Annotated in this window: 17 protein-coding genes; all 17 read left to right on the top strand. The window is 28.2% G+C overall.

Features of this window, described 5'->3' with window-relative positions; all coding sequences use genetic code 11:
- Nucleotides 1-3: 3 nt before the first annotated feature.
- Nucleotides 4-105, top strand: coding sequence for a hypothetical protein (locus tag CQA76_RS00925; RefSeq protein ID WP_137621583.1), 102 nt, complete (start codon nt 4-6; stop codon nt 103-105).
- Nucleotides 102-704, top strand: coding sequence for a TPM domain-containing protein (locus CQA76_RS00920; RefSeq protein ID WP_137621582.1), 603 nt, complete (start codon nt 102-104; stop codon nt 702-704). Before CQA76_RS00925 ends, CQA76_RS00920 begins: the two co-directional genes overlap by 4 nt.
- Nucleotides 691-1,218, top strand: a complete 528-nt coding sequence (locus tag CQA76_RS00915) for a FixH family protein (protein WP_137621581.1) — start codon at nt 691-693, stop codon at nt 1,216-1,218. Before CQA76_RS00920 ends, CQA76_RS00915 begins: the two co-directional genes overlap by 14 nt.
- Nucleotides 1,215-3,578, top strand: coding sequence for a PD-(D/E)XK nuclease family protein (locus CQA76_RS00910; protein ID WP_137621580.1), 2,364 nt, complete (start codon nt 1,215-1,217; stop codon nt 3,576-3,578). Before CQA76_RS00915 ends, CQA76_RS00910 begins: the two co-directional genes overlap by 4 nt.
- Nucleotides 3,575-6,331 carry a RecB-like helicase gene (locus tag CQA76_RS00905; protein WP_137621579.1) on the top strand — a complete coding sequence of 919 codons (2,757 nt, stop codon included), beginning with the start codon at nt 3,575-3,577 and terminating at the stop codon, nt 6,329-6,331. Before CQA76_RS00910 ends, CQA76_RS00905 begins: the two co-directional genes overlap by 4 nt.
- Before the next feature lie 83 nt (nt 6,332-6,414).
- Entirely contained in the window at nt 6,415-6,840 is a 426-nt protein-coding gene (gene rplM / locus CQA76_RS00900) for a 50S ribosomal protein L13 (protein ID WP_137621578.1), read from the top strand.
- A 1-nt stretch (nt 6,841) separates the two neighbouring features.
- Complete coding sequence (gene rpsI / locus CQA76_RS00895; protein ID WP_137620190.1) at nt 6,842-7,231, top strand: 30S ribosomal protein S9; 390 nt, start codon at nt 6,842-6,844, stop codon at nt 7,229-7,231.
- A 135-nt stretch (nt 7,232-7,366) separates the two neighbouring features.
- On the top strand, nt 7,367-8,317 hold the full coding sequence (locus tag CQA76_RS00890; RefSeq protein WP_137621577.1) for an OmpA family protein: 951 nt from the start codon (nt 7,367-7,369) through the stop codon (nt 8,315-8,317).
- Complete coding sequence (locus CQA76_RS00885; protein WP_137621576.1) at nt 8,314-8,973, top strand: HAD family hydrolase; 660 nt, start codon at nt 8,314-8,316, stop codon at nt 8,971-8,973. Before CQA76_RS00890 ends, CQA76_RS00885 begins: the two co-directional genes overlap by 4 nt.
- A 65-nt stretch (nt 8,974-9,038) precedes the next feature.
- On the top strand, nt 9,039-12,599 hold the full coding sequence (nifJ, locus tag CQA76_RS00880; protein WP_137621575.1) for a pyruvate:ferredoxin (flavodoxin) oxidoreductase: 3,561 nt from the start codon (nt 9,039-9,041) through the stop codon (nt 12,597-12,599).
- Between the two features lie 35 nt (nt 12,600-12,634).
- Nucleotides 12,635-12,946: a transformation system protein gene (locus CQA76_RS00875; protein ID WP_137621724.1), complete on the top strand. Its 312-nt coding sequence runs from the start codon at nt 12,635-12,637 to the stop codon at nt 12,944-12,946.
- Nucleotides 12,924-14,342, top strand: a complete 1,419-nt coding sequence (gene mshL, locus CQA76_RS00870; protein WP_137621574.1) for a pilus (MSHA type) biogenesis protein MshL — start codon at nt 12,924-12,926, stop codon at nt 14,340-14,342. Before CQA76_RS00875 ends, mshL begins: the two co-directional genes overlap by 23 nt.
- Nucleotides 14,335-14,931 (top strand): P-loop NTPase family protein, encoded by a 597-nt coding sequence (locus CQA76_RS00865; protein WP_137621573.1) that lies wholly within the window; start codon nt 14,335-14,337, stop codon nt 14,929-14,931. Before mshL ends, CQA76_RS00865 begins: the two co-directional genes overlap by 8 nt.
- Nucleotides 14,932-14,933: 2 nt before the next feature.
- Nucleotides 14,934-15,530: a CDC27 family protein gene (locus tag CQA76_RS00860; protein ID WP_137621723.1), complete on the top strand. Its 597-nt coding sequence runs from the start codon at nt 14,934-14,936 to the stop codon at nt 15,528-15,530.
- A complete protein-coding gene (locus CQA76_RS00855; RefSeq protein WP_137621572.1) occupies nt 15,523-17,079 on the top strand; it encodes a GspE/PulE family protein in 1,557 nt (518 codons plus the stop codon). The genes CQA76_RS00860 and CQA76_RS00855 overlap by 8 nt, the downstream gene beginning before the upstream one ends.
- The gene (locus CQA76_RS00850) at nt 17,066-18,244 is read left to right on the top strand and encodes a type II secretion system F family protein (RefSeq protein ID WP_137621571.1); all 1,179 of its coding nucleotides are present in this window, start codon (nt 17,066-17,068) and stop codon (nt 18,242-18,244) included. Before CQA76_RS00855 ends, CQA76_RS00850 begins: the two co-directional genes overlap by 14 nt.
- Before the next feature lie 180 nt (nt 18,245-18,424).
- On the top strand, nt 18,425-19,752 hold a 1,328-nt coding region (locus tag CQA76_RS09145; RefSeq protein ID WP_212741540.1), incomplete at its 3' end, for a hypothetical protein.

Genomic DNA, 19,752 nt, shown 5'->3' with positions numbered 1-19,752 from the left:
ACAATGAATAAGGCATTGGAATATTTAATAGTTATCGGCTTAATTATTACTGCAGCAATTACTGCTTGGTCAGTACTTACTGTAAATCATCTTCATATAGGATGAGAAAAATACTACAGGATGGTTTTTTTAAAACCATCTTTTTATTTTTTATAATACCTTTAAAAGTCTTTGCTCTTGATTCTGTAGTTTTTAATGAAAATATTTTAAGTCAGAAAGTTGTTAATGAAATCAATTTAATAGGTAAAGAGCTTCAAGAAAAAACTGGAATTTTCATAGGTGTTGCTATTGGCGATCAGGTAGATTTTGAAACTTTGTTAGATATACAAAAAAAAATGCCAAAGTCTTATATTTTACTTGTTTTGTCTAAAAAATCTCACAAGGTTGATATAGTTGGTTCAAAAGGGTCTTTAATTCTGATCGACAAAGAGGCTGTGTTAAGCCCTTATTCTGGAACAGGTTCTATTTTACCTATCTTGGCAACAAAAAAAGGTGATATTTATAATGCTGCTATTTTAAATGGCTATGCTGATATCGCGGATCGTATAGCACAAGCTAGAGGAATAAAATTGGAAAATTCTATAGGTAATGCTAATCGTGATACGATAAATATTTTAAGAATTTTGATTTATGGTTTTATTTGTTTTGCATTATTGTATTATGCGCAAAGAAGGATGAAAAGGAAGAAAAATGTATCAAACTAAGAAGAAGACTTTTTGGCCTTATGGATTATTGATTGCTTTTTTATTAATCATAAGTGCTTGTATTGCAACGGTTATCATTGCAAGCAATCATCCTGTATATGAAGATGATTTTTATTTTGACTCTTATCAAAATGTAGAAAATAACTATAATGAAATTCAAAAGCAGCAAGAAAATTTTAATAAACTTTTTAAGGTTTATTTTGAAAATAAAGATTTACAATTAATGGGTGCTAAGAAAATTCCCATTTATACCATCAGCTCTAATTCTTATATAGCTAATTTTAAAATAGAATCTTTAGGAAAAGCAGATGTTCAAAATTTAAAGTATGAAATTTTACTTACTAGGCCTCATACGAAAAAAAGTGATCAAAGATTACAAGGACAAATAAAACAAGGAATTTTAAGCATTACGCTTCCTTCTAAAATCGAAGAAGGTAGATGGCAATTAAAATTTAAACTGATTGAAAATCCTCAAACAATAGGCTTTTTTAGCTATGAATTATATGCTAAATGAAACTTAGAATATTTGGTTCTACAAGAAAGATTAAAGAGTATTATGAACAAAGCAAAGCTTTAAATGCTTTGCTTGATAATGCTATAAGCATACAAGATTTTTTAGAGAGAGTATGTTTAGTTAATTCTCATAAGGCAAGTTCTTATGAGAGTTTGCTTTTGATGCAAGAAGCGTGTTTAAAAAGTAAAAATTTAGAGAAAGAATTAGGAATTAGTGCTGATTTTTTTACTTTTTTAAAAAATAATGAATATTTATTCTCTTTTTTTAAAGAACTAAGCTTAGAGAAAAAAAATATTGATGATCTTAAAAATAATGATTATTATGCAAGTTATAATGAACATTTAGAAATTTTAAAAGAAGTATTTGATCATTATCTTGCCCTACTTAAAAAGAATAATCTTTATGATGATTTATCTTTAGTGAAAGATTATTCGATTAATTTTGATTTTATAGATGAATATGATGTTATTATTTATAATTTAGAGGGTTTTTTAAGCAAATTTGAAGAAGATTTGTTTTTGCAAATTGCCGACTATAAAGAAGTGATTTTATGTTTTAGGGTAAGTCGGTTTAATTATGAGTATTTTTCCAAATTTGATTTTTTAAAAGAAATAGATCTTGAAATAGAATTTTATTATGAAGTAAGTTTAAATGAAGGAAAAATTCTTAAAAAAGATAAAATTTATACTCAAAACTCACAAGTTAAAGTCAAATCCTTTGAAATTAGAAGTTTGCAATGTGCCTTTGCAATGGATGAAGTTTCTCATTTTTTAAGGGAAGGGTTAAAGCCTGAAAATATAGTTGTTATAACACCAGATGAAAGTTTTTGTGATCTTTTAAGATTGTTTGATAAAAACAATATGTTTAATTTCGCTAGTGGTATTAATATCAAAGAGAGTTTATTTTATCAAAAACTAAAAATACTTTATGATTCTGCAAATTCTGAATCATTTTATTACCAAAAGCAAGAAGATTATTTTTTAAATGAAGATACAATTTTTGATTATCATAATACCTTTTTGCATTATTTAAATCTTGATTTTGAAAATTTTAAGAGTCAATTTGATCAACAATTTAGTTTTGAGCGGTTTGAAAATTTAATAATTCAATTTTTAGAAAATGAAAAACAAGAACTTGTCAGCATTATCCAAAAAGAATTGTATTTTATCAAGGATTTGTTAAAAAATCAGTCTTTGAAATTTAAAGAATTACTCCAGCTTTTTTTTATACATATTTCAAATTTAAATTTAAGTTATGTTGGCGGCGGAAAAATCACAGTTATGGGGCTTTTAGAAAGTAGAGGACTTCATTTTGATGGAGTTGTGATCGTTGATTTTAATGAAGAAGTAATTCCTAAAAGAAGTATTAACGAGCTTTTTTTAAATAATGAAATTCGCAAAAAAGCAGGGTTAATCAGCTATGAACGAAGAGAGAATTTGCAAAGATTTTATTATGAAAATTTAATCAAAAACGCTAAAAAAGTAAGCATTTCTTATGTTGAAAATGAAGAGCAGAGAAAATCACGTTTTTTAGATGATCTTGATATAAAATATTTTTATGAAAAACCAAATTCTAAAACTTATTTAGATGCATTAAAGCTTGATTATCAGAGTGCAAGATTAAATTTAGAGCCTATTAAAGCTCCTATTTTAAAGCACGATCCATTTGAAAAACCCTTATCTTTTACTCGCTTTAACTTACTCCTAAATCAAAAAAGAACTTATTATTATCGTTATATTTTGAATTTAAAGGAAGCTAGAGCCTTAAGTTATGAAAGCAATTTTAAAAATGAGGGCAATTTTATCCATAAGATTTTAGAAATTTACTATAAAGAAAATTCAAAAAATTATTTTGATTGTAGTATTTTTAATAAATTATTACAAAGGGAAAGTTCAAAATATGGCATCGGCGATTTGGAACTCGAAATTTTAAAAATACGATTTGAAAATTTTTACAAAAATGAACAAAAGCATTTTGATGAAGGATATAAGGTTGATAAACTAGAATTGTCTATTTCTAAAGTTTTAAATTTTAAACAAGAATTTATAAAATTAATAGGAGTTATCGATAGAATTGATCATTGTGTGGGTGAAAATTTTATTATCGATTATAAAAGCGGAAAAATTCCTACAGATTCTTATCAGTTGGCTTTTTATCAAGCTCTTTATGATGAGAATGCTCAAGCTTTTTTTTATGATTTAAAACGTATGAAATTTACAAAAGAAAAGGCTAAAAGTTTGACTGATTTGAAGGAAAGTTTAAAAAATTTACTAGATGAAAGTAAAGAAGAAATGGAGTTTGAAAACAAAAAGGATGAATATTGCCCTTATAGGTTGATTTATAAAAAGGAAGTGAAATGACTTTTGAGCCTTTTTTAGCTTTAGAAGCAAGTGCTGGTAGCGGTAAAACCTTTGCTTTGAGTGTTCGTTTTATAGCTCTTATTTTAAAAAACGCAAAAATAAATGAAATTTTAGCTTTAACCTTTACTAAAAAAGCTGCTAATGAAATGCAAAAAAGAATCATTGATACTTTTTTAAATTTAGAAAGCGAAGAAAAACAGAGTGAATCTCAAGAATTATGCCGACTTTTAGATGTGGAAAAAAAAGAACTTATAGCCTTAAGAGACGCTAAAAGAAAAGAATTTTTAAGACAAGAGTTAAAAATCAGCACCTTTGATGCTTTTTTTAGCAAGATCGTTAGAGCTTTTGCTTTAAATTTGGGACTTAGTAGCGATTTTAATATTAGCGAAGAAAAACTTGATATCAAGGCCGTTTTTTTAAGGCTTTTGAATAGAGAAGAATTAAAAGATTTAGCTTATTATTTGGTCAATATAGAAGAAAATCAAGATTTTTATAATGAATTAGAAAGATTTTATGAAAACGCTTACCATAAAGATTGTGTAAAAATTCCAAATCCATCAAAAGCGAAAATAAACAAAGCCTATAATGATTTAAGAACGTATTGTTTAAGTTTAACCCATGTTAAAAGATATACAAATTTAATACAAAATTTTAAAAATGAAACTTTGGATTTAAATGAATTTATCAAAACAAGTTTTATGTCAAAATTTGATGAAACGGAGTATTTGCAAAAGTTAAATGATGAGGATGCAAATTTTAAATTAAAAAGAGAAGAATTTATCAATGCTTTAAATGATTATGCTGTTGAGCTTGAGCAATATAAAATTGCTAATTTAATGAATCTTTTAAATTATTATAGTAAGGCAAAAAATTCTATACAAAAAGAAAAAAATGTTTTAAGTTTTAGTGATATTAGTCGAAGAGTTTTTGATTTAATCACAAGTGATTTTAAGGATATGATTTATTTTCGTTTGGATGGATATATTTCTCATTTGCTTATTGATGAGTTTCAAGATACAAGCGTTATACAATATAAGATTTTATATCCTTTAATCGCTGAATTAGTTTCAGGCGAGGGTGTGAAAAAAAATAGAACTTTTTTTTATGTTGGAGATAAAAAACAAAGTATTTATCGTTTTAGAAAAGGCAAAAAAGAGCTTTTTGATTTATTGCAGCTTGATTTTAAGCAAATCAAAAAAGATCAACTTAAAGTCAATTATCGTTCTAAAGAAAATTTGGTTTATTTTGTCAATGAAGTGTTTAAAAATAAAATAAAAGATTATACGCCACAGCTTTCTTTGGAGGATAAAAAAGGAGGCTTTATACGCGTTGTTGAAACAAAAGAAACCAAAGCTAAAGATCAATTTCAAGAAATAAAAGAAAAAGTACTTGAAGCTTTGTTAGAGCAAATTTATTTTTTAAAAGATAGAAATGTTTCTTTAGATGATATTTGTATTTTATGTTGGAAAAATAATGATGCAGATATGATTTTAGAATTTTTACAAGAACATAAAATTCAAGCATTTACACAAAGCAATATTTTACTTGAAAATAAAGCTAGCGTGAAGGTTGTTTTAGAATATGCAAAATATTGTATTTTTGGAGATGAGTTTTATTTGCATTTTTTAAAAGAATTTTTAGGATTTGAACCTTTGAGATTAAATCTTGATTTAGCAAGAAGTGCTATAGAAAATTTACTTTATTTGATTAAAAATTTAAGACTCGATCTTAGCGATATTGCTTTAATCCAATTTATAGAATATGCTAGAGAAAAAGAGGATTTTTTAAAACTTTTATTTGAACCTTGTCCTTTAAAAATTATCAATGAACAAAATATGGGGATAAGCATTATGACTGTGCATAAATCCAAAGGTTTGGAATTTAAGCACGTTATTTTGATAGACAGTCTTTCAAAAAATAATACAAATAGCGATAATATCATGCTAGAATATGATATCAATCAAGGTTGGCAACTTCATCTAAGAGATCATATACGCAAATTAACTAAAGAGCATAATTATCAAGCTTTTATAGACAATATAACTAAGGCTGATTATGAAGACGATATGAACAAACTTTATGTGGCTTTTACCAGGGCCAGAGATTCTTTGATTGTCATTAAAAGAAATAGTGAATTTAAGCATGGGAGTTATCCTAGTTATTTAAATTCAATGCTTGAAATTAATGAGCAAGAAATCGGCATATTAGAATTTCAAGATTTTTACGAACAAAAAGAAGAAATTTTACCTCCTGCTTTGAAAGAATTTGAAAAAGTTGGTTTGCAAGAAATTAATCATGATAAAAAAATAGATTCTAAAGAAATTTATTTTGGAAACGCTTTTCATTTTTTTATGCAAAATTTAAAACTGCCATATGGAGAAAATATCGACTTAGCTTACCAAAATACTAAGAGTAAATTTAGGTATTTTTTAGATGATGAAGAATTTAAAGCATTGCTTATAAGAATTAAAAATTTACTCAATAACAAAGAATTTCAAAGCCTCCTTGAAAATAAAAAACTTTTCAAAGAACAAACATTGAGTTTTCAAGGAGAAATTAAACGACTAGATTTGCTTGCTTTGAATAATAAGGAAGCGATAATTATAGATTATAAAACAAGCCTTGCAATGGAAAATAAACACAAAGAACAAGTTCGTGAATATAAACTTGCTGTGGATGAAATCTTGAAAAAGAGTTCAAGAGTTTTTGTTGTTTATTGTTTAGAAAGTAAGATTGAAATCAAAGAGATATAATCTTATTTTTTACTTAAATTAAGTAAATATTAATATTATTTTTTATACAATCACATTTTAAATTTTTGGCAAAGGTAAAAAATATGACAAAGATAACAAAGCCAAACGAAGTAAAGCGAGAATGGATTGTTTTAGACGCAGAAGGAAAAAGATTTGGTCGTCTTTTAACCGAAGTGGCGACAATTTTAAGAGGTAAAAATAAACCTTGTTTTACACCTAATGTTGATTGTGGAGATTATGTAATCATTATCAATGCATCAAAAGCTGTATTTACAGGTGCTAATAAGGCTGAAGATAAGCTTTATCATAGACATTCTGGATATTTTGGAAGTGTAAAAAGTGAAAAATTTGGAGATTTGCTTCAAAAAAATCCTGCTAAATTATATAAATTAGCAGTTAGAGGTATGCTTCCTAAAACAAATTTGGGTAGAGCAATGCTTAAAAAACTAAAAATATATGCTGGCAGTGAGCATCCACATACAGCACAAATTGCTAAAGAAGGAAAATAATATGGCAACAACATATGCAACAGGTAAAAGAAAAACCGCTATTGCAAAAGTTTGGGTAAAACCAGGTAGTGGTAAAATCAGCGTTAATGGTGTTGATTTAAATACTTGGCTTGGCGGACATGAGGCTATTAAGCTTAAAGTGGTTCAACCTTTACTTGCTACTAAGCAAGAAACTTCTATGGATATTAAAGCAACTACTCTAGGGGGTGGTTATAGTGCACAGGCTGAAGCTTTAAGACATGGTATTGCAAGAGCTTTAGCGGCTATGGATGCAGATTTTAGAGCCTTATTAAAACCAAAAGGACTTCTAACAAGAGATAGCAGAACTGTAGAGCGTAAAAAATACGGTCGTCGCAAAGCAAGAAGAAGCCCACAATTTTCTAAACGTTAATCTTTACAGCGAGAATTTTCTCGCTATTTATTTTTTTATATTTTATTATTCTTTAGTCTCTCTTTTTTATTTTTATGTTATAATATTTATTTTAAAATTATTTAACTTAAATTTATCATTAAAAGGATTTTTTCTATGAAAAAGTTATTATTGATTTTGGGGTTTGTAGGTGTTTTATTTGGTGCTGATAATAATGTAAAATTTGAAGTGACTCCAACTTTGAATTATAATTATTTTGAAGGTAATTTGGATATGAAAAACCGTTATGCACCAGGGATTCGAGTCGGTTATCATTTTGATAATTTTTGGCTAGATCAAGTGGAATTAGGTTTTGAATATTATTCAAATGTAAAATATGCCAATACTCATGAAACTACAGATATATCTAGAACTTATTTAAACGCAATTAAGGGATTTGATTTAAGCAAAAGATTTTATTTTTATGGTCTAGCTGGAGGCGGTTATGAGAATTTTTCCAATGCTGCCTATGATAATAAAAGTGGCGGATTTGGACAATATGGAGCAGGAATTAAATTTAATTTGAGTGATTCTTTAGCTTTAAGGCTTGAAACAAGGGATCAAATTAATTTTAATGATGCTAATCATAATTGGGTTACAACCTTAGGTATTAGTTTTGGTTTTGGTGGAGAAAAAAAGCATGAATCTCGTTTTTTGACTCGAAAAATTGTCAGAAGTACAGAAACAGAGGCATTTATGCTTGACGAAAATGGTAAAGAAAAAGTGATTTCTTTAGAGGGACATTTTGGCTTTGATAAGACTAATATTAACCCGGTTTTTCATGAAAAGATTAAAGAAATTGCTAAAATTTTAGATGAAAACGAACAATATAATACTATTCTTGAAGGACATACTGATAATATAGGTTCAAAAACTTATAATAAAAAACTTTCAGAAAAACGCGCAAAAAGCGTTGCTAAAGAGCTTGAAAAATATGGAGTTGATAAAAATCGTATCAAGACTATAGGATATGGTCAAGATCGCCCTAGATCTAGTAATGCAACCAAAGAAGGAAGAGCTGATAACAGAAGAGTAGAGGCTAAATTTATACTCAAACAAAAACAATGAAATATACTATTTTATTTGATTTAGATGGCACTTTGATAGATTCTACAAATGCCATCTTAAATTCTTTCAAGAGTGCTTTAAGAATTCTTAATTTAGATATCAAAGAAGATGAAAAAATTAAAGATCTTATAGGTTATCCGTTAAAAAATATGTTTGCAATGCTCTATCCTAATTATTTTAATTTGATTGATAAATTTGCTAAAATTTATCGTGAGTGTTATTCTGAAATTTATTTAGAGCAAACAACTTTACTTCCAAAAGCTGATCAAGCCTTACATCTTGCTTATAATTTTGCTGATTTGGGGATCGTGACAACTAAAGGAGGAACTTTCACTCCTATTTTGCTTGAATCTTTGGGAATTAAAAAATTTTTTAAAACTTTAATCACCCTTGATGATGTTAAAAATCCAAAGCCAGATGCAGAACCTATATTTTTAGCATTAGATAAATTAAACAAAACTCAAGAAAATGCTTATATGATTGGTGATACCATTTTAGATGTACAAGCTTCATTAGCGGCTAATATCACTCCTATAGCTTTAAGTTGCGGTTATGGCGATGAATATGAGTTAAAAAAATATTGTCCAGTTTTCTCAAATGCTTATGAAGCAATTTGTCATATATTAAATATTAAACAAATTTCAAGTTTTTGTTAAACACCTTTTAAGAGAATTCGTAGTATAGTCTTGCTGATAAAAAATATTGATTAAGGAAGGTCTTAATGAGTAAAGTAATGAAAACTATGGATGGAAATGAAGCTGCTGCGTATGCAGCGTATGCTTTTACAGAGGTAGCTGGTATTTACCCTATCACTCCAAGTTCCCCTATGGCAGACTATACCGATATATGGGCTGCTTCAGGAAAGAAAAATTTATTTGGAGTGCCTGTAAAAATTGTAGAAATGCAAAGTGAAGCAGGTGCAGCAGGTAGCGTTCACGGATCGTTGCAAGCAGGTGCTTTAACAACAACTTACACTGCATCTCAAGGCTTATTATTGAAAATTCCAAATATGTATAAAATCGCAGGACAACTTTTACCTTGCGTTATACACGTAGCAGCACGTTCTTTAGCATCTCAAGCCCTATCTATTTTTGGAGATCATCAAGATATTTATGCTGCAAGACAAATTGGTTTTGCAATGCTTTGTTCTCATTCTGTTCAAGAAACTATGGACTTAGCTGGCTTAGCACATTTGGCTGCAATCAAGGGTAGAGTTCCGTTTTTACATTTCTTTGATGGTTTTAGAACTAGCCATGAAATTCAAAAAGTCGAAGTGATGGATTATGAGCACTTTGATAGATTGTTAGATAGAAAAGCCTTGTTGGAATTTAGAAATGGCGCTTTAAATCCAGAGCATCCAAAAACACGCGGGACAGCACAAAATGATGATATATATTTTCAAACTAGAGAATTAGCAAATCGTTTTTATGATGCTTTACCAGATGTTGTTAATGAATATATGCAAGAAATTTCAAAAATTACTGGTAGAGAGTATAAGCCATTTACTTATTATGGACATAAAGAACCAGATCGCATTATTATTGCTATGGGTTCTGTGACTCAAGCTCTTGAGGAAGTTGTGGATTATTTAAATGCGAAAGGTGAAAAAGTTGGTGTTTTCAAAGTTTATCTTTATAGGCCATTTAGCTTAAAATATTTCTTTGATGTAATGCCAAAATCAGTTAAAAAAATCGCAGTGCTTGATAGAACTAAAGAGCCAGGTAGCTTAGGAGAACCACTTTATCTTGATGTAAAATCAGCTTTCTATGGAAGAGAAAATGCACCAATTATTGTAGGTGGAAGATACGGACTTTCTTCTAAAGATGTCGATCCAGCTCAAATGATCGCTGTATTTGAAAATTTAAAACTTGATAATCCTAAAAATGGTTTCACAGTAGGCATTGTTGATGATGTAACTCATACATCTTTACCAACCGGTGAAAAAATTTCTCTTGGAGATGAAAGTACAATAGAATGTTTATTCTATGGTTTAGGTGCTGATGGAACAGTAGGTGCTAATAAAAACTCTATTAAAATTATCGGGGATAAAACTGATTTTTATGCACAAGCTTATTTTGCATATGATTCTAAAAAATCAGGTGGCTATACAAGAAGTCATTTGCGTTTCTCTAAAAAACCAATCCGATCAACTTACCTTGTATCAACACCTCATTTTATAGCCTGTTCGGTAGCAGCTTATCTTGAAATTTATGATGTTTTAGCAGGTATTAGAAAAGGCGGAACCTTCCTTTTAAATAGTATTTGGAGCGCCGAGGAAACTATCAGACAAATTCCAGATTCTGTTAAAAAAACTTTGGCTGAAAAAGAAGTGAATTTTTACATTATTAATGCAACAAAATTAGCACGTGATATAGGACTTGGTAATCGTACAAATACCATTATGCAATCAGCATTTTTTAAGCTTGCAAAAATTATTCCTTATGAAGATGCACAAAAATATATGAAAGAATTAGCCTATAAGTCTTATAGTAAAAAAGGCGATGCTATTGTAGAAATGAACTATAAAGCTATTGATGTTGGTGCTGATGGACTTGTAAAAGTAGAAGTAGATCCTAGCTGGAAAAATCTAGAAATCAAAGAAAAAGAACAAACCAATGCTTACAAGGGTACTGAATTTGTTGAAAAAATTGTTAAGCCTATGAATGCTGCCAAGGGTGATGATTTACCTGTTTCAGCATTTTTAGGTCATGAAGATGGAAGTTTTGAGCACGGTACTACCGAGTATGAAAAACGTGGTGTAGGTGTTATGGTTCCAAGATGGATTGAGGCAAATTGTATCCAATGTAATCAATGTGCTTCTGTATGCCCACATGCGGTTATTAGACCATTCTTAATCAATGATGAAGAAATGGCAAAAGCTCCACGTGGAGTGAAAGATCATGCTTTAGAAGCTAAAGGAACTAAAGGTGAAAAACTAAGCTTTAAAATTCAAGTTTCTCCTCTTGATTGTACGGGTTGTGAACTTTGTGTTCATGAGTGTCCGACTAAAGAAAAATCATTAGTTATGGTTCCGCTTCAAGAAGAAATGGATTTTGGAGAGCAAGAAAATGCTGATTATTTATTTAAAGAAATCACTTATAAAGATGAAATTTTAAACAAAGAAAGTACAAAAGGCGCACAATTTGCACAGCCATTGTTTGAATTCCATGGTGCGTGCCCAGGTTGTGGTGAAACTCCTTATATTACTTTGATTACAAGATTGTTTGGAGAAAGAATGATCATTGCTAATGCAACAGGTTGTAGCTCAATTTATGGTGCTTCAGCTCCTTCTACTCCTTATAGAAAAAGTGTTAAAAATGGACATGGTCCCGCTTGGGGTAACTCTTTATTTGAAGACAATGCAGAATTTGGTTTAGGTATGAAAGTTGCTACTGAAAATACAAGACATCGTATTGAAGCTATTATGAATGAAAATATGCAGCAAGTACCTAATGCTTTAGCAGCGCTTTTTAAAGATTGGATTGCAAATAAAAATGATAGCACTGCTTCAGTTGAAATTAGAAATAAATTAGTTCCAATTTTAGAGCAAAATAAAGATATTAAAGCAGTTCAAGAAATTCTAGATTTAAAACAATATTTAAGCAAAAAATCTCACTGGATCTTCGGTGGTGATGGTTGGGCTTATGATATTGGTTACGGCGGTCTTGATCATGTTTTAGCAAGTGGTGAGAATGTAAATATTTTAGTACTTGATACTGAAGTTTATTCTAACACTGGAGGTCAAAGCTCTAAATCATCTCGTACTGGTGCCGTAGCACAATTTGCTGCTGCAGGTAAGCCTATTCAGAAAAAAGATTTAGGTCAAATTGCAATGACTTATGGTTATATTTACGTAGCTCAAGTTAATTCTGCCGCAAATTATAGCCATTTGGTTAAAGCATTGGTTGCAGCTGAAGCTTACGATGGTCCTTCTTTGGTTATTTGTTATTCTCCTTGTATAGCACATGGTATCAAAGGTGGTCTTGGTTATTCTGGGGAGCAAAGTGAGCTTGCTACAAAATGCGGTTATTGGCCACTTTATACTTTTGATCCTCGTTTGGAAGAGCAAGGAAAAAATCCATTAACTTTAGCTGGTAAAGAGCCTGAGTGGGATCTTTATGAAAGCTTTTTAATGAATGAAGTTCGTTATAATGCTTTGAAAAAATCAAACCCAGAACATGCAAAAGAATTGTTCGAAAGAAATAAAAAAGATGCGCAACGTCGTTATAGACAATTAAAACGTATCGCTATGGCTGATTTTAGTAACGAGTTGGAAAACTAAAATTTGCAATGCAAAGATTTTTTTGTGCCATTTGTTTGTTTTTTGCTTTTTTAATGGCACAAGATGATTTTGAAGAATATTTCAGATCTTTAAATTCTAAATGTGATGTAGATCTTGAAAGTCTTCAAAATCCTTTCTTAAATCCTATTTTTGAAAAAATCAAAAAACTTAATATAGCAGCCATTATGCTAGATCAAGTAAAAATCAATGATCATTGGTATAAAAAAGGTGATAGAATTGATGGTGCTTTAATTGTTGAAATTAACAAAAAAGATATAGTATTACAATACGATACTTTAAATTTTAAAATCAATTTTAAAACTAATGATAAGATTAATATTTATTAAATTTTTTATTTTTACTCAAATTCTTTATGCTTTAGATTGCCAAAAACGTTTATTTGATATTAATATTCATGAAAATACGAGTTTAGAAGAAAGTCTTAGAGAGCTTGCAAATTATTGCTCATTTAGTATTATTGTTAAAGATAAAATCGCTAAAGAAAAATTAAAAACTATTCAAAATGATATCAATATACATCAAATGAGTTTAAATGAGATTTTTAAACTTTTTATAAAAGAGCACGATTTATTTTATGATTTTGATGGCAAGGTTCTTAAAATTTCTGCCTTAAAAACTAAAATGTTTAAAATAAGCTATATCACTTCAGTTAGAGAAGGTCAAAGCATCACTAAAGCTTCAGTGGATGCGAAGCCAAGACAAAGCGAATTTAAAACTTCATCTGAAGATAATGAAGATAATATGATTAAAAGTATGGAAAAATTTGATTTTTGGCAAAATATAGAAAAAGAAATCACTATGTTGCTTAATTCTTCTCATGAAGCCTATGAAATAAAAGCACCCATAGTCAATTCAAATGCTGGAATTATCATAGTTACAGGTACTCACTCTCAGTTAGAACGCGTGAGAGAGTATTTGCAAAAACTTGAAAATCGTTTAAAAAAGCAAGTGATTATCGATGTTAGTATTATCGCTGTAAATCTAAATAAAAGCCATTCTAGTGGCATTAATTGGCAAAATTTTAATTTGGATTTTAATTCTAAAACAAAGAGTGGTGAAAATTCTTTTATCCATTTTCAAAATGGACAAGGTTTTGTTAAAAATTTAGGTTTTAGAGCTAATTTGAATTTTGATTCTATTTTAAATTTTCTTTCCCAAAATGGAAAAACTTATGTACTTTCCAATCCAAAATTGATGGCATTGAATAATCAACAAGCTATTATTTCAGTTGGGGATACGATCAATTATCAAGTGAAAGAAAGCTCTAAAGGAACAGAAAATGGGACAACGGTGAGTGAAAGTTATAGTAATTATTCTATTTTTATAGGAATTTTACTCAATATTTTGCCAGAAATTTCTGATGATGGAAAAATAATGCTTAGAATTAACCCAAGTTTGAGCGATTTTAAATATCCAGAAGACAGAAAAAGACAAGAAGAACCTCGCACTATTGCTCCAGATACAATACAAAAAAAGCTTTCTAGTGTTGTTCAGGTAGAAAATAATCAAACTTTAATTCTAGGAGGACTCATTTCTCATAATAATGGAGAAAATGAAAATTCTATTAACTTTTTATCTAAAATTCCACTATTGGGTATGCTATTTGAATCAAAAGAAGAAACTTCCAATGTTACAGAAATTGTCTTTATTATTACTCCTACTATAGTAGATAATACAAATTTTCCAAGTCTTAGGGATTTAGGGTTTAAATATAATGAATAAAATAATTACTCTTAGAGAAGAAGTTTTTTTAAAAGTGAATGAAATTTTAAAAAATAAAGCTTTGATTTTAATTTGCGGTAAAAGTGGTAGCGGCAAGAGTATTTTGTTGCAAAGAATGGCAAAGTATCATGATGTTGAATATATTGATGAAATTTTTAAGGATGAAAAAGAATTTAGAGACGTTATTAATAAAAGAAAAAGTGATATTTTAATACTCGATGAAGTTGGGATGTATGAGGCAAAAATATTAGAATTGATTAGAATTTATAGTGATCAAATGAGTTTTATATTAAGTTCTCATAAAAAAATAAGTCTATTTGAAAAAGAATATTTTAAGAGTCGTTTTGATGCGGTGTTTTGGCTTGAAAATCTTGATGTTAGAGAACTTCACATGTATATAAAATCTAAATTTAATGTAGATTTTTCCAGAAAAACTATGAAGATTATTATGAAAATTTATCAAGGAAATTTACGCTATATAGATAAAATGCTTAAAAGTTTTTGTGAATTGGATTCTTATTTTAAGAATACAAAAAGCCAAGATTATATATTAAAACTTAGTGCTTTAGAAAATGGACTCTTAAGATGAATATGCAAGAAAGAGTGCGTGAGCTTGAAAATGCGTATAAGAAGTATTTATTTAAAAAGCGTTTGAAATATTTACTCTTTATGGTATTTTTAAGTTTGTTTGTTTGCGCTATTTTTATAGCTATGCAAAGTTACTATCAGAAAAAATTAATTTATTTAGAGGCTTTAGAGCATAAGAAAAAGTTAGAGCAGAATATTGTACAAGCGAAAATTTCACAAGAAAAAGCGAAAATTACAAAAGAAAAACTGATTCAAGAAATAAAAGACTTAAAAGAATTTAAAGAAAATTTTACAACAAAAATAGAAATTAATTCTAAAATATTTAATATAGAAAAATTAAAAAATAATTTTTATCAAAATCCTAGCTACGAAAAAGCCTTGCTTTTAGCAGACGAGTATTATAAGAAAAAAAATTATAATAAATCCATTTTTTGGGCTTTAAAAGCTAATGATATTAATAAAGAAGCTAAAGATTCTTGGTTTATGTTTGCTAAAGCCCAAATAGCTTTAGGCAACAAGAATGAAGCCAAAAAAGCCTTGGATATATATTTGGATTCTTATGGATTTATTGAATTGGATAAAGAGTTAGAGAATGATTAGTAAAACTTTGATTGAAAATTATTTAAATCAAAAAATAAATCTTGAACAAATTTATCAAAATTTTAACATAAAAAGCGAAGATTTTTTAAAAGCCTTAGCGTCTTTTTTAAATGTAAAATATATCGAGTTAAATGAGTTTGATGAAAAATTTTGTGAAAATTTTCCTTTTAATATTCTTTTTAAATTTCAAATTTTGCCTATAAGATGTAGAGACATTCTTTATATAGCTAGATCAAGACCTTGTTCTTTAGAGCTTTTAGAACAAATTAGAATTTTTACAGATATTGAAAAAATAGAAATTGCACTTGCTGATGAATTTAAAATTTTGAAATTTTTAAACAAACTCCGTATAAAGGAAGAATTAAAAAAATTAAGTATAAAACTCAGGCTTGAGTGGCAAGAAGGTCTTAAAGAAAATCAAAGTTGCATCAGTCAAATTTTTCATTTTATACTTGCAGAAGTGCTTGATTTTAATACAAGTGATATTCATATAGAATTTAGAATCAATGATGCTTTGGTAAGATTTAGAGTTGATGGAATTTTACGTGAATTTGTCTGTCTTGAAAAGGATATTTATGAAGCTTTAGTTTTTCACATTAAGTTTTTGGCTCACTTAAATGTTGCAGAGTCAAGAAAAGCACAAGATGGCAGTTTCGAACTTGATTTTAAGGGTAAAAAATATGATTTTAGGGTTTCATCTTTGCCTTTATTGAGTGGCGAAAGTGTAGTGATTCGGATTTTAAAGCATGATAAAGAAATTTTAGAACTTAAAAATTTAAATTTAGAAAAAACAAATTTTGAAATTTTAAAAAAGAAATTATATGCTCCAAATGGAATGATTTTATTAACAGGTCCAACTGGAAGTGGTAAAAGTACAACTTTGTGTGCATGTTTAAATGAGTTAAAAAGTGTAGAGAAAAAGATTATTACAGCAGAAGATCCTATAGAATATAAAATGCCTTTAATCCAGCAAATTTTACTTAATTCTAAAGCAGGACTTGAATTTAATAATGTTTTAAGAGCAATTTTAAGACAAGATCCAGATATTATTATGATAGGAGAAATTCGCGATGAAGAAAGTCTTGATATAGCTTTAAGAGCTTCTTTGACAGGGCATTTGCTTTTAAGCACCTTGCATACAAATGACGCGCTTTCTACTATAGAAAGGCTTTTGGATATGAAAGCAAAACCTTATTTGATTGCTTCTGCTCTTAGTTTGGTTATCGCGCAACGCTTAGTGCGAAAACTTTGTCCCAAGTGTAAGCAAAAAAGCGATAAATACAAGCAATTTCAAGGAGAATTTTTTGAACCTAAGGGTTGTGAATACTGTCATCAAAGTGGATTTATAGGCAGAGAATTGGTTGAGGAATGTTTGAATATTGATGATGAAATAGCATGTGCTATTAGAGAAAATAAAGGAAAAGATCAAATTTTAGAGCTTGCAAAAAATAAAGGTTTTAAAACTATGTTTGAACAGGGTTTACAAAAAGCAAGAGAGGGGATAATGAGTATAGATGAGCTTTTAAGGGTTTTAAATGAAACTTTATGAGCTTGAAATTTTTAAAGATGAAAAGAAGTATAAAAAACTTATAAGAGCTGAAAATTTAAATACCGCACAAGCTAAAGCCCTGGCTAAAAATTGGAAAATTCTTAACATCAAGGAAATCCAAAAGTCTTATTTTAAGAAAATAAACGATGAACATGTCATATTGTTTTTTAAAGAATTAGCTTTACTTTGTGAAGCAGGATTGAGTATACCGGAAGCCTTTAAAGAACTTATAAAAATCCATTCTTTTAAAGGTATAAGCCAAGTTCTTGATAATTTACTTTTGGGGCAAAATTTAAGTCTTGCTTTTGAAAATGCGAATTTTGGGTTAAATTATGCAGAATTGGCTTTAATTAAAACAGCAGAAAATACCGGTAAATTGAGTGAAAATTTCTTACAAATTGCTAAACTTAGAGAAAAAAGTATGGAAAATGAAAAGAAGTTTAAAAAAGCTATGAGGTATCCTTTATTTGTTTTCATCAGTGTTTGTGTAGCCTTTGTTTTTTTGATGCTTTTTGTGATGCCTAATTTTAAAGATTTGTTTGAGAATTTAAATATAGACTTGCCTTTTATAACTAAAATTATGTTTCAAATTTATGATTTTTTGCAAAATTATGCAATAGTATTATTTTTATTATTGGTTTTTATTTTTGTTTGCATGGTTTTAATGTATCAAAAATCTTATTTTTTTGCCTTTGTTTGTGATTTTATTCTTTTAAAGATACCCTTGCTTTCAAATTTCATTGTTTATAATCAAAATTATTATTTTTTTATGGTTTTTTCTTTGCTTTTAAAGAATGGAATTCCACTTTATAAAGCTTTTAATTTGGCGATTTTAGGACTTCAAAACAGACAAATGATTTTAAAATATAGAGAACTTTTAAAGCTTGTGGATTCTGGGCTTGAAATTGGCCATGCCTTTAAAAAAATAGGCGTGTTTGATCCTTTGGTGGTTTCTATGTTAAATATTGCAGTAAAAAGTTCCAAACTTGATTTTTTAAGTGAAGAAATTTCAAAATATTATGAAAACAAAATGGAAAATTTTATGGATAAATTTTTAATCTTGCTTGAGCCTTTAATGACTTTGTTAGTAGCAACACTTGTTTTATTATTGGCCCTTGGTATTTTTTTGCCTATATGGGAACTTAGTTCTGGAGTAAATTTTTAAATTGCTGATAATGTAATAGTTTTATTTTAATGTAAAGATCAATACTTTATAGATTTTTATAATATAAATTTATTAAGGATTATTTAATAAAAATTTACAGAATTTGAATTTTCATTTTTTTTTTTTTTGATAAAATAGGTTTTTTAAAATTATAACAAAATAATAATTAGGAAATTTTTTATGGATAAGAAAAATGTAGTTTTGCTTGGCGGAAGCAATTCTGTAATGATAAATGGTCTGCAAAGAGGCTTAAGAGAAGGTATTAATGAAATTAACAATCACAAAAAAGATTTAAAATTTTATAATTTCGCTATTGGAGGCTGTACAGCTATTCAAAATCTTTACGAAATGATTAGACATAAAGAAATTGTCAATAGTGCAAATTTAATAATTACGGAATCCAATGTTAATGAAATCCACAATCATGGTTTAACTCCAGAAAAATTAAGTCTGAAATTAATTTATAGACAATTAAGTTGGTTTTACAAAGAGCTTTTTGCTCTAAAAAAAAGAGTTTTAATTATTATCTTTCCGGAATACTGTGTAAAAAATCGAAATATTCATATTTTAATCAACAATCTACATAAAAAATTTGCAAATAGGTATGGTTTTAACATTATAGATATTCAAAATTATTATAATATTAAAAATTTAGAAGAATTTGGAAAAAGATATGATAACGGCGGGCATTCATTTGGATTCATCATGAGAAATCTTGGAATAAATATTATAAAAAATATTGATTATTTTCAACTATCGAAATTTATAGACTGTAAAAACGATAATCCTAAATTTAAAATTTGCACTCCGGTAGATATGAAATTAATTGAAGGTAATTTAAAGTTAATTCATATTAACAACTCCGTATATGATGAAAAAATTTACAGAATAAATAATATCACAAAGCTAAAATTTCCCGATTTGTTAAATCAATATACTTTATTGGCTTTTCATAGCTGGAATAATAAAGAAGACTGGAAGGAAAATTTTAACATTCCGCAAAATTGGAATCAATGCATAAAAACATATTCAAGCATTATAATACAAAGTAAAACGCAAATTCTTACAAAAGAAATGGCTTTTTTAAATCAATTTATTAATATAAATAGCATAGATTTTAAAATCGATAATGAAACGATAATTATAAATAATAACAATCTTTCATATAGTGAATATTATACTAATGTTGCAATTTGGGATAATAAAGCGATAAAAATAGACAATAGTGATATTATTGCTTTCTTTCTCGCCTCTCCTGAAGGAAACTATCATAATGAAGACATTGACTTTGAAAATTTAGCCAAAGAAGATATAGAAATTTTAAAAGAATATAATTTCAATCACCTTATACCTCCAGTAGAATGGTATAAAGAAATTATAGATGAGTATTGTAGCATAATGGATCCAAGAAAACTAGCCCCTCTACAAAACCAAATCAATACTTTAAATACTCAAATAACCAATTTAACCAATGAAAAACAAAAAATACTGGTTGAAAAAAACAATCT

The sequence above is a fragment of the Campylobacter aviculae genome (assembly GCF_005406215.1).
Classification (GTDB): domain Bacteria; phylum Campylobacterota; class Campylobacteria; order Campylobacterales; family Campylobacteraceae; genus Campylobacter_D; species Campylobacter_D aviculae.
This window is presented reverse-complemented; position numbering and strand designations above follow the sequence as displayed.

Bases quoted from the DNA above. Each gene is read 5' to 3' on its own strand.
- CQA76_RS00925 (WP_137621583.1), top strand. From the start codon at position 4: ATGAATAAGGCATTGGAATATTTAATAGTTATCGGCTTAATTATTACT.
- CQA76_RS00920 (WP_137621582.1), top strand. From the start codon at position 102: ATGAGAAAAATACTACAGGATGGTTTTTTTAAAACCATCTTTTTATTT.
- CQA76_RS00915 (WP_137621581.1), top strand. From the start codon at position 691: ATGTATCAAACTAAGAAGAAGACTTTTTGGCCTTATGGATTATTGATT.
- CQA76_RS00910 (WP_137621580.1), top strand. From the start codon at position 1,215: ATGAAACTTAGAATATTTGGTTCTACAAGAAAGATTAAAGAGTATTAT.
- CQA76_RS00905 (WP_137621579.1), top strand. From the start codon at position 3,575: ATGACTTTTGAGCCTTTTTTAGCTTTAGAAGCAAGTGCTGGTAGCGGT.
- rplM (WP_137621578.1), top strand. From the start codon at position 6,415: ATGACAAAGATAACAAAGCCAAACGAAGTAAAGCGAGAATGGATTGTT.
- rpsI (WP_137620190.1), top strand. From the start codon at position 6,842: ATGGCAACAACATATGCAACAGGTAAAAGAAAAACCGCTATTGCAAAA.
- CQA76_RS00890 (WP_137621577.1), top strand. From the start codon at position 7,367: ATGAAAAAGTTATTATTGATTTTGGGGTTTGTAGGTGTTTTATTTGGT.
- CQA76_RS00885 (WP_137621576.1), top strand. From the start codon at position 8,314: ATGAAATATACTATTTTATTTGATTTAGATGGCACTTTGATAGATTCT.
- nifJ (WP_137621575.1), top strand. From the start codon at position 9,039: ATGAGTAAAGTAATGAAAACTATGGATGGAAATGAAGCTGCTGCGTAT.
- mshL (WP_137621574.1), top strand. From the start codon at position 12,924: ATGATAAGATTAATATTTATTAAATTTTTTATTTTTACTCAAATTCTT.
- CQA76_RS00865 (WP_137621573.1), top strand. From the start codon at position 14,335: ATGAATAAAATAATTACTCTTAGAGAAGAAGTTTTTTTAAAAGTGAAT.
- CQA76_RS00860 (WP_137621723.1), top strand. From the start codon at position 14,934: ATGCAAGAAAGAGTGCGTGAGCTTGAAAATGCGTATAAGAAGTATTTA.
- CQA76_RS00855 (WP_137621572.1), top strand. From the start codon at position 15,523: ATGATTAGTAAAACTTTGATTGAAAATTATTTAAATCAAAAAATAAAT.
- CQA76_RS00850 (WP_137621571.1), top strand. From the start codon at position 17,066: ATGAAACTTTATGAGCTTGAAATTTTTAAAGATGAAAAGAAGTATAAA.